General features: G+C 71.3%; 9 protein-coding genes. 4 read left to right on the top strand and 5 right to left on the bottom strand.

All coding sequences use genetic code 11. The features are described 5' to 3' along the window. The first annotated feature begins 118 nt into the window (after window positions 1-118). Together HPY23_RS24200 and HPY23_RS24205 are read left to right on the top strand one after the other, a co-directional pair. The gene (locus HPY23_RS24200) at window positions 119-901 is read left to right on the top strand and encodes a succinate dehydrogenase iron-sulfur subunit (RefSeq protein WP_091888328.1); all 783 of its coding nucleotides are present in this window, start codon (window positions 119-121) and stop codon (window positions 899-901) included. A gap of 172 nt (window positions 902-1,073) precedes the next feature. Further along, window positions 1,074-1,691 carry an AprI/Inh family metalloprotease inhibitor gene (locus HPY23_RS24205; protein ID WP_060848648.1) on the top strand — a complete coding sequence of 206 codons (618 nt, stop codon included), beginning with the start codon at window positions 1,074-1,076 and terminating at the stop codon, window positions 1,689-1,691. Between the two features lie 588 nt (window positions 1,692-2,279). Here the strand turns inward: HPY23_RS24205 and HPY23_RS24210 are convergent. The 5 genes from HPY23_RS24210 to rpsF form a co-directional block, all read right to left on the bottom strand. Next, entirely contained in the window at window positions 2,280-3,767 is a 1,488-nt protein-coding gene (locus tag HPY23_RS24210; protein WP_060848649.1) for a replicative DNA helicase, read from the bottom strand. Window positions 3,768-4,045: 278 nt separating this feature from the next. Further along, on the bottom strand, window positions 4,046-4,615 hold the full coding sequence (gene rplI, locus HPY23_RS24215) for a 50S ribosomal protein L9 (protein ID WP_060848650.1): 570 nt from the start codon (window positions 4,613-4,615) through the stop codon (window positions 4,046-4,048). A 113-nt stretch (window positions 4,616-4,728) separates the two neighbouring features. Further along, on the bottom strand, window positions 4,729-5,679 hold the full coding sequence (locus HPY23_RS24220) for a DUF2232 domain-containing protein (protein ID WP_091888329.1): 951 nt from the start codon (window positions 5,677-5,679) through the stop codon (window positions 4,729-4,731). 106 nt (window positions 5,680-5,785) lie between these two features. Further along, window positions 5,786-6,037 carry a 30S ribosomal protein S18 gene (rpsR, locus tag HPY23_RS24225; RefSeq protein WP_012332436.1) on the bottom strand — a complete coding sequence of 84 codons (252 nt, stop codon included), beginning with the start codon at window positions 6,035-6,037 and terminating at the stop codon, window positions 5,786-5,788. 3 nt (window positions 6,038-6,040) lie between these two features. Further along, window positions 6,041-6,529 carry a 30S ribosomal protein S6 gene (rpsF, locus tag HPY23_RS24230; protein ID WP_091888331.1) on the bottom strand — a complete coding sequence of 163 codons (489 nt, stop codon included), beginning with the start codon at window positions 6,527-6,529 and terminating at the stop codon, window positions 6,041-6,043. Window positions 6,530-6,882: 353 nt separating this feature from the next. On the opposite strand from rpsF, the gene HPY23_RS24235 reads away from it, so the two are divergent. Together HPY23_RS24235 and HPY23_RS24240 are read left to right on the top strand one after the other, a co-directional pair. Continuing rightward, on the top strand, window positions 6,883-7,941 hold the full coding sequence (locus HPY23_RS24235; protein WP_091888333.1) for a DUF2336 domain-containing protein: 1,059 nt from the start codon (window positions 6,883-6,885) through the stop codon (window positions 7,939-7,941). 103 nt (window positions 7,942-8,044) lie between these two features. Continuing rightward, window positions 8,045-9,212: HAMP domain-containing protein (locus HPY23_RS24240; protein WP_200649685.1), on the top strand; the 1,168-nt coding region annotated here is incomplete at its 3' end.

A 9,212-nucleotide genomic window follows, 5' to 3' on the forward strand; every position in this document is an offset into this window, starting at 1 on the left:
GGCCGGTCGCGCCGCACTCGGCGGTCCCTCCGCCCGCATCTTCCGCAATCCGGCCGTCGCGGGCGGGCCCATCCGCCTTCGCTCCCTCGGGTTGACCGCATCGATCAGGCATAGACAGATGGCCCAGTTCAACCTTCCCAAAGGCTCTCAGTACACCGAGGGCAAGACCTGGCCGAAGCCGGCCGGCGCCAAGAACGTCCAGGAGTTCCGGATCTACCGCTGGAACGAGGACGACGGCGCCAATCCGCGGATCGACACCTACTACGTCGATCGCGACGATTGCGGCCCGATGGTCCTCGACGCGCTGCTCTGGATCAAGAACAAGATCGACCCGACCCTGACCTTCCGGCGCTCGTGCCGCGAGGGCATCTGCGGCTCCTGCGCCATGAACATCATGGGGCAGAACACGCTGGCCTGCACGCTCGGCATCGACGACTGCAAGTCTGCCCAAGTCAAGATCTACCCCCTGCCGCACATGCCGGTGCTGAAGGATCTGGTCCCCGACCTGACCTCGTTCTTCGCCCAGCACGCCGCGATCGAGCCGTGGCTGCAGACCGAGACGCCGTCGCCCGAGAAGGAGTGGCGCCAGACCCCCGAGGACCGCGCGCGGCTCGACGGGCTCTACGAGTGCATCCTGTGCGCCTGCTGCACCACCTCGTGCCCGAGCTACTGGTGGAACGGCGACCGCTTCCTCGGCCCGGCGGCCCTGCTCCAGGCCTATCGCTGGCTGATCGACAGCCGAGACGAGAACACCGGCGAGCGCCTCGACAGCCTGCACGACCCGTTCCGGCTGTACCGCTGCCACACCATCATGAACTGCGCCAACACCTGCCCGAAGGGCCTGAACCCGGCGAAGGCGATCGCCGAGATCAAGAAGATGATGGTGGCCCGCGAGGTCTGATCCTCCCGCGCGAACGCATCGGGGTGGCCGACTGGGTCCTGTCGGCCACACCCCCTCGAAAAGGCGCCTTCGGGCGCCTTTGTCGTTGGGGAAAGACCTGTGCCCGCCTTTGCGGGATCGTATTTGCCGGGGACCAACGACCTCGACACCAGGCCCCCTGCAGGACCCTTCGATGCCGCGTCAGATCCTCTGCACCGTCGCCGCCCTGGCGCTTGCCGCCAGCGCCGGCGCCTGCTCCTCGTCGCGCTTCGACACCGCGGCCTTGAGCGCCCCGGTCCGGCCGGCCCCGCGGGTCGCCCGGCCGCTGCCGCCCGAGGAGCCGGATCTCGGCCCCGGCCTGTCCTCCGGCCCGGTCACCTCGGCGCCGCTCGCCCCGCCGCCGGGCGCGGCCGGTGCGCCGGTCGTCGCCAACCCGTCCGGACCGATCATGGCCGAGCCGAGCCCGCCGCCGCCGGTGCAGCAGCAGGCCGCGATCGCACCGCCGCCCGCCCCTCCTGTGGTCTCGACCGGCGGCCGCTCGGCGGTGGTCGGCGGCTGGACCGCCAAGGACGCGACCGGCGCGAGCTGCAAGGTGAACCTCGCCAGCACCCCGGCGCTCGACCTCTACAAGGCCTCGTCCGCGGGCTGCGCCAACAAGGACCTCGCCAAGGTCACCGCCTGGGACTACCGCGACGGCGAGGTCTACCTCTACCAGCCCGGCGGCACGGTGGCGGCGCGGCTGCGCCCGGCGGGCGGGGCGATGGACGGCGCCTTGTCGAAGTCCGGCGCGCCGCTGGCGATGGTGCGGTAGGCCGCACGGCCGGTGACCCGAGCCACGGGACGGCGGCAGCGATCGTAGCCGTGTCGGCACGGTTGCGAGCCGTCATCTCGTCGCGGGTCGGCTCACGGTCCGGGGCGCGGTGTCGCCGAGGCTCGACCACCACGCCCCGGCTGCCCTCGCATCGGTCGACGCCTGACCGCCACGAAGGCGTGTGCGCTCGTCGAGCGGCCGGCGCGGTCCCAAGACGGTGATCGACTCCCTGCGCGAGACCGGCGTGGGGTGCGTCGATCACGGGCGCGGTCACGTGGTCGCGGGGCGGACACGATTTCCGTCCGGTCACTTCGCGATACGTAAACCGGCTTCGCTCATGCGCCGCGCGGGATAGAGCGCTTCCCGATCGCGCTGCAATCGCGAAGCTTTCTATGTCTTGTATTTTTCCGTATTTTCTTCATCGAGCCGGCATCCACTTCGTCGGAAAATGATCTAGCCATACCGCTTCCGGAAGAAAATCCTCCGGAAGCGGTATGGCCCGACCATTCACGAAGGCATTCGCCCGGCAGGCTGACCGCCTCGGGTTCGCGTGCGGGGTCGAGCCGGCCCGAGGCGATGGCCGACCCGTCAGTGGTTGTCGGGCAGCCGGTCGGTCTGGGCGAGGTTCGAGAACCGGGTGATCTCGGCGTCGAACTGCAGTTCGACGGTGCCGGTGGGGCCGTGGCGCTGCTTGCCCAGGATCACCTCGGCCTTGCCGTAGACGCGGTTCATCTCGGCCTCCCAGGTGAAGAACTCCTCGGTGCCCTCGCGCGGCTTCTTGTTCTTGACGTAGTATTCCTCGCGGAACACGAACATCACCACGTCGGCGTCCTGCTCGATCGAGCCCGATTCGCGTAGATCCGAGAGCTGGGGCCGCTTGTCGTCGCGGGCCTCGACCTGGCGCGAGAGCTGCGACAGGGCGACGATCGGCACCGCCAGCTCCTTGGCGAGCGCCTTCATGCCGGTGGTGATCTCGGTCATCTCCTGCACCCGGTTCTCGCCCTTCTTGGACGAGCCTGAGAGCAGCTGGAGATAGTCGACGACGAGGAGGTCGAGGCCGCGCTGGCGCTTCAGCCGCCGCGCCCGGGCCGCCAGCTGGGCGATCGAGATGCCGCCGGTCTGGTCGATGTAGAACGGGATCGTCTGCATGTCCCGGGCGGCGTCGGTGATCTTGTAGAACTCCTCGGGCCGGATGTCGCCGCGGCGGATCTTGTAGGAGGCGACGCCCGATTGCTCGGCGATGATACGGGTGGCGAGCTGCTCGGCCGACATCTCGAGCGAGAAGAAGCCGACGATGCCGCCGTTCTTCGTCGCGATCGAGCCGTCGGGCTGCTTCTCGCCGACATAGGCCTTGGCGATGTTGAACGCGATGTTGGTGGCGAGCGAGGTCTTGCCCATGCCGGGACGGCCGGCCAGGATGATCAGGTCCGAGGCCTGCAGGCCGCCCATCTTGGCGTCGAGGTCCGACAGGCCGGTGGCGATGCCCGAGAGCCGCCCCTCGCGCTGGTAGGCCTTGGCCGCCATGTCGACCGCCGCCGTCAGGGCGTCGGAGAATTTCTGGAAGCCGCCGTCGTACTTGCCGGTCTCGGCGAGCTCGTAGAGCCGGCGCTCGGTCGCCTCGATCTGCTCGCGCGGCGAGGTCTCGACCGGGGCCTCGTAGGCGCCGTTGACCAGGTCCTCGCCGATGGTGATGAGCCGCCGGCGGAGCGCCAGGTCGTAGATCGTGCGGCCGTAATGCTCGGAGTTGATGACCGTCGAGGCCTCGGCGGCGAGCCGCGCGAGGTACTGGCCGACGGTGAGGCCGCCGAGGTCGGCGTCGCCGAGATAGGTCTTGAGGGTGATCGGGCTCGCGAGCTTGCCGGCCTTGATCAGCGTGATCGACACCTCGTAGATCCGCCGGTGCACCTCCTCCATGAAGTGCTCGGGGAGCAGGAAGTCCGAGACCCGGTAGAACGCGTCGTTGTTGACCAGGATCGCGCCGAGCAGCGCCTGCTCGGCGTCGATGTTGTGGGGGGCGACGCGGTATTCCTGCTGCACCGGCTCGAGGTTCGCCGTCAGGGTGCTGGGGATGGCCATCCGGCGGGGCTCCAGGCGAGAGGGGTGAGACGCGGAAGTACGGGTGTCGGATCATAGCCGCTGCCGCGACCAGCGCACCGGCATCCTTGACCGAACCTTGCTTAACCGAGCCTTGCCCGGAAGCCCGTTGCCGGCTCCCGAAACGAGGACGGGGCCCGCGACTCGCGCCGCGGACCCCGTCATGCTGGAACAAAATGGGAACAAGTCAAGCCCGAAGCCCGGGCTTGTCCCCGCTGTCCCGGTTCTCCCGCCGTGGGGCGGGAGAACTTTCGGGGATATCAGCGGTCGTCCGCGTCCGGGCCGGCCTCGGCCAGGGCGGCGCCGACCTCAAGGCCGAGGTCGTCGAGGTTGAACTCCTCGCGGGTCGTGGTCGACTCGCCGCGGGCCTGGCGCTCGGCCTCCTCGGGGCTGCGGGCGATGTTGACGGTCACCGAGACCTCGACCTCGGGGTGCAGCACCACCGGGACGGTGTGCAGGCCGAGCGTCTTGATCGGCTGGGCGATGCTGAACTGGTCGCGGCTGATGGTGAAGCCGTCCTGGGTCACCACCTCGGCGAGGTCGCGCGGGGAGACCGAGCCGTACAGCACGCCGGACTCGCCGGCCTGGCGGATCAGCACGAAGCTCTTGCCGTTGAGGGTCTCGCCGACCTTCTCGGCCTCGGCGCGGCGCTCGAGGTTGCGGGCCTCGAGCTGGGCGCGCTGGTCCTCGAAGCGCTTCTTGTTGCCTTCCGTGGCGCGCAGGGCCTTGCCGCGGGCGAGCAGGTAGTTGCGGGCGAAGCCCGGGCGCACCTTCACGGTCTCGCCCATCTGGCCGAGCTTGGCCACGCGCTCGAGCAGGATCACGTCCATCGTCGTTGTCCTTCGTCTGGGGAGGCCGCACGGGCCCCCTGGGTGGTGATGGCGGAGCGTTTCCGCCGCCGGGGATCCGGACCGCCTGGGCGGGCCGGGGATTCGCTTGTCGCTCAGGTCGCCGGCGGGGCCTGGGCGGGCCGGCGCCGTCCCGTGAGGGCGTCGACGAGGCCGAACAGGGCGAGGGCGGCGAGGGCCACCCCCTGCGTGAGGAAGACCAGCACGTAGAGGCCGATCAGCAGCGGCGTGCGGCCGGGCTTGGCCCGGCTGCGGTCGTGGATCGCCGCGAGGCCCTGAAGCGCCAGGGCGGCCGCGAAGGCGCCGACGAGCGCGACCCCGAAGGCGCCGGCATAGCCCGGCGCCACCGTCAGGATCGCCCCGGCGGCGAGGCCCCAGAGCGCGCGGCGCGGCAGCGCGGTGGCGGCGAGGTCGGGCCAGGGCCGCGGCAGCCGGCCGGAGATCTGCACCACCCGGGCGCCGGCCCAGAGGTAGAAGGTCAGGAGCAGCGTGAAGGTCGTCGCCATGATGGCGGGGGCGAGGCCGGCGACCCGCTCGGCGATGCGGGCGAGGTCGTCCTCGTCGAGGCCGGCGCCGCGGGAGGGGGTCTCCTGCAGCTGGAGCTGCAGCATCGCCCGGGCGAGGCGCTGGACCCGCTCCTGGTAGGCGGCGTGGTCGCCGGATGAGAGCATCACCACGACGACGAGGGCGACGGCCGCCGTGACGGCGACCCAGGCCAGCAGCCGCCCGGTCGGGTACCATTCCATCCGGCCGGGTGCCGTCTCGCGGCCCAGCAGCGCGAGGTAGCCGAGCCACCAGGCGGGCAGCGCGGTCGAGACCAGGAAGGCGAGGCCGCGCAGGGGGGAGGTGACGAGGGCGAGGGCGAGCGTGCCGGATGCGGCGGCGACGAGGCCGGTCCGGTGGCTCCAGCCCATCGCCACGATCAGGATCGGCAGCGGGGCGAGCAGGTAGAGCGCAAGCGCGAGCGGCGTCGCCTGGACGACGACCCCGATCAGGAGCGCCGAGGCGAGGCCGGCGACGACGCCGATGCCGGTGTGACGAAGCATGGAACCCTGTCCGCTGTCCCGCCGCCCGGTCCGGGCGGGGTTAGAGGCGTCTTTCGTCGCCCCAGCGACCCGGCGGCACGCGGCCGCCGGGTTGTTGATCAGTCGATTAGCGGATCACGTAGGGCAGGAAGCCCAGGAAGCGGGCGCGCTTGATCGCCTGGGCGAGCTCGCGCTGCTTCTTGGCCGACACCGCGGTGATGCGCGAGGGCACGATCTTGCCGCGCTCGGACACGTAGCGCGAGAGCAGCTTCACGTCCTTGTAGTCGATCTTCGGGGCGTTGGGGCCCGAGAACGGGCAGGTCTTGCGCCGACGGAAGAACGGACGACGGCCACCGCCGCCACCAGCACCGAAAGCCATGGCTTACTGCTCCTCGTTCGTGTTGCGCTCGGCGCGCTCGGCGCGCTCCGGACGGTCGCCGCGATCGGCACGGTCGCCGCGCTCGGGGCGATCACCGCCGCCGAAGCCGCCGCCGAAGCCGTCGTCGTCACGGCGACGGCCGCGCTCGCGGTCCTTGCGCTCGTCGCGGTCGCGCTTCTGCATCATCGCGGACGGCTCGGACTCGAGCTCCTCGACGCGCACGGTCATGAAGCGCAGCACGTCCTCGGAGATGCGCATCTGGCGCTCCATCTCGGCGAGGGCCGCCGGGGGAGCGTCGATGTTCAGGAGGGTGAAGTGCGCCTTGCGGTTCTTGCGGATGCGGTAGGCGAGGGACTTCACGCCCCACATCTCGGTCTTCTCGACCTTGCCGCCGTTCTGCTCGATGACGGACTTGTAGGTCTCGATCATCGTTTCGACCTGCTGCGAGGTCACGTCCTGGCGAGCCAGGAACACATGCTCGTACAGAGCCATGATGGGCCTTTCTCAGGGAGACTAGGCCCGCTACCTGAAGACGCGGGAAAGCGGTTCTGGTATCGGGCCGGTTCGTCCTCGCGTCGCACGGCGCCAAGCCCTTCGAGCCTGCAAAGGCCCGAGCGGTTGTTCGAAGGCGGAGACACGGGACGACGGGGCGAACCCCTGTGGCGGGTGAGAGACCCGACACCGTCCGTTCAGCCCCCGGCCGGAGCGAACGCGAGGCGCGGCCTATAGCAGGTTCTGGAGAAAGGGCAAGGGCCGCACGCGCGGCCGCGCGGATCCGCTAAGCCGCGGGTAACCATCGGGCCGCTACGGTTGCCGCAGCGTTCGCGACAGGAAGTCCTTACCCGATGGCGTCGGCCGCGCTCCTCCTATCCGAGACTACGCCGGCGCGGTCCGGCGCCGCAGCCCTGGCCGACCTCGTCGAGGCCGCCGAGCGGATCGCGCCCGGGAGCGACGCCGCCCGCATCCTCGCCGACATGACCGACCTGCTGGTGGCCCGGGCCGGCGACCTCTCGGCCTCGCAGGTCGGCGCCTTCGACGAGGTGATGACGGTGCTGGCCGAGGGCGCCGGCACGCAATCGCGCGGGCGCCTCGCCCGGCGGGTCGGCCCGCTGCCCCGCCCGCCGCGCCGGCTCACGCGGCATCTCGCCTGGGATCCCGAGGCCAGCGTCGCGGTGCCGGTGCTCGCGCGCTGCGCGGCGCTGCCCGAGGAGGTTCTGCTGCGGGTCGCCCGCAGCCGGGGGCCGGCGCATCTCGCGGCCATCGCCCGGCGCGAGACGGTGGCGGTCCGGGTCGCCGACATCCTGGCCGACCGCGGCGACGAGTCGGTGATGGGCACGCTCCTGCGCAATCCGGGCGCGCAACTCTCGCTCTCCGCGCTCTCGCTGCTGTCGGAGCGGATGCAGGACCGGGACGGCCTCGCCCGCGGGCTCGACGCCCGGCCGGGCCTGCGCCCCACCCAGCGCGCCGCCCTGCTGCGGCGCCGGGAGCCTGAGCGTCCGGGCCCGCAGCGGCGGGCGCTCGAGGCGGTCGCCCTGCGGATCCGCCTCGGGCTCGAGGAGGCCGACATCCGCCTCTGGCTCGCCGAGGGCCGGACCGCCGAGGCGCTCCTCGGGCTCGCCCACCTCGCCGGCTGCGCGCCCGAGCGGGCCGAGTCGACCTATCGCGCGCAAAACCCGGCCGGGCTGGCGCTGCTCGTGCGCGCGGCGGGCCTGCGGCTCTCCACCCTCGGCGCCTTCCTGCGCGCGCGCTCCGGACCCGCCCTGACGCCCGAGCACGCCGGCGCCGCCGTCGAGGCCTACCGGGCCATGACCGTGGCCGAGGCGCGCGGGGCGGCGGCCGCGGACCCGAGACCGGACGGGGCCGTTGCGCGACGGCACGCACCGACCGGCGTGAACGAGCGCTAACTCGTTAAGTCCCGTGGCGCACCGGGCGCGACGGGTCGTTTTCAATATTTGTTTACTCGCTTCTGAGGTATTTCGAGAGCTACATTATTGTTGGACGACATCGATGAATCTCCTCGGCAACGCGCGGATCCTGGTCAAGGCGGTGCTGCCGCTGGTCATCGTGGCGGTGGTGGCCGGCGGGCTCGCCCTCTATGCGCGGAGCAGCTTGGCGCAGATGGCCGTCCAGGCGCGTCAGCTGGTCGATGTGCAGATGACGCGCCTGCAGAACATCATGAACGTGCAGATCTCGGTGAACGAGGCCAGCATCCTGAGCCGGAACATCGCCATGGAGTTCCGCCAGGAGGAAATGGCCGGCTACAAGCAGCGCTACGATGCCGCCAAGGCTTCTGCCCTTGCCAGCGCCGACACGCTGATCGCCCTGTCCGATTCGCCGGAGCGCAGGGCCGCGAACACGACGCTGCGGGAGACCATGGCCGAGTTCTTCACGATCTCCGAGCGGGCGAACGTGCTGGGGCTCAAGAACGACAACGAGGCGGCCAGCAAGATCCTGCTGGTCGACGCCGCCCCGGTGCGGCGGAAGGTTCGCGACCTCGTGCAGAAGCGCATCGACCTCCTGACGGCGGAACTCAAGCGGGCGAGCGACAACGCCGACCGGTCCGCCGCCGAGGCCGGGACCGTCCTCGTCGGCGCCGCGGCCGGCGGGCTCTTCGCCGCCCTGGCGCTCGCGGTGGCGATCGTGGTCTTCGGCATCACGCGGCCCCTCGGGCGCCTCGTCGGCGTGCTCCGGCGCATGGCGCAGGGGGACGCCGATGCCGCGATCACCGAGGCGGCGCGCGGCGACGAGATCGGTGCCGTGGGCCGCGCGGTCGAGGGCATCCGCGACATGGTCGCCCGCAAGGCCGCCGAGCAGGCGGAGATCGAGCGCCTGGCCGAGGCGGCGGCCGCCGCCGAGCGCAAGCGCACGATGACGGAGCTCGCCGACGGGTTCGAGCGGGCGGTCGGCGGGATCGTCGGCCTGGTGTCGTCCTCGGCCACCGAGCTGCAGGCCACCGCCGGCACGATGACCGCCACCGCGACCCAGACCGCCTCGCAATCGACCGCGGTCGCCGCCGCCGCCGAGGAGGCGGCCTCGAATGTCGGCACGGTCGCGGCCGCCGCCGAAGAGCTCGGCGCCTCGGTCCAGGAGATCGGCCGCCAGGTCCAGGGCTCGACCGGCCTCGCCCAGGCGGCGGTCGGCGAGGCCGACAGGACCGGCCAGCTCGTCCAGGCCC

Origin of the sequence: Methylobacterium ajmalii, from assembly GCF_016613415.1 — a bacterium.
GTDB lineage: Bacteria > Pseudomonadota > Alphaproteobacteria > Rhizobiales > Beijerinckiaceae > Methylobacterium > Methylobacterium ajmalii.

Excerpts from the sequence above, each read along its gene's own strand:
- HPY23_RS24200 (WP_091888328.1), top strand. The coding sequence starts at position 119 with ATGGCCCAGTTCAACCTTCCCAAAGGCTCTCAGTACACCGAGGGCAAG.
- HPY23_RS24205 (WP_060848648.1), top strand. The coding sequence starts at position 1,074 with ATGCCGCGTCAGATCCTCTGCACCGTCGCCGCCCTGGCGCTTGCCGCC.
- HPY23_RS24210 (WP_060848649.1), bottom strand. The coding sequence starts at position 3,767 with ATGGCCATCCCCAGCACCCTGACGGCGAACCTCGAGCCGGTGCAGCAG.
- rplI (WP_060848650.1), bottom strand. The coding sequence starts at position 4,615 with ATGGACGTGATCCTGCTCGAGCGCGTGGCCAAGCTCGGCCAGATGGGC.
- HPY23_RS24220 (WP_091888329.1), bottom strand. The coding sequence starts at position 5,679 with ATGCTTCGTCACACCGGCATCGGCGTCGTCGCCGGCCTCGCCTCGGCG.
- rpsR (WP_012332436.1), bottom strand. The coding sequence starts at position 6,037 with ATGGCTTTCGGTGCTGGTGGCGGCGGTGGCCGTCGTCCGTTCTTCCGT.
- rpsF (WP_091888331.1), bottom strand. The coding sequence starts at position 6,529 with ATGGCTCTGTACGAGCATGTGTTCCTGGCTCGCCAGGACGTGACCTCG.
- HPY23_RS24235 (WP_091888333.1), top strand. The coding sequence starts at position 6,883 with ATGGCGTCGGCCGCGCTCCTCCTATCCGAGACTACGCCGGCGCGGTCC.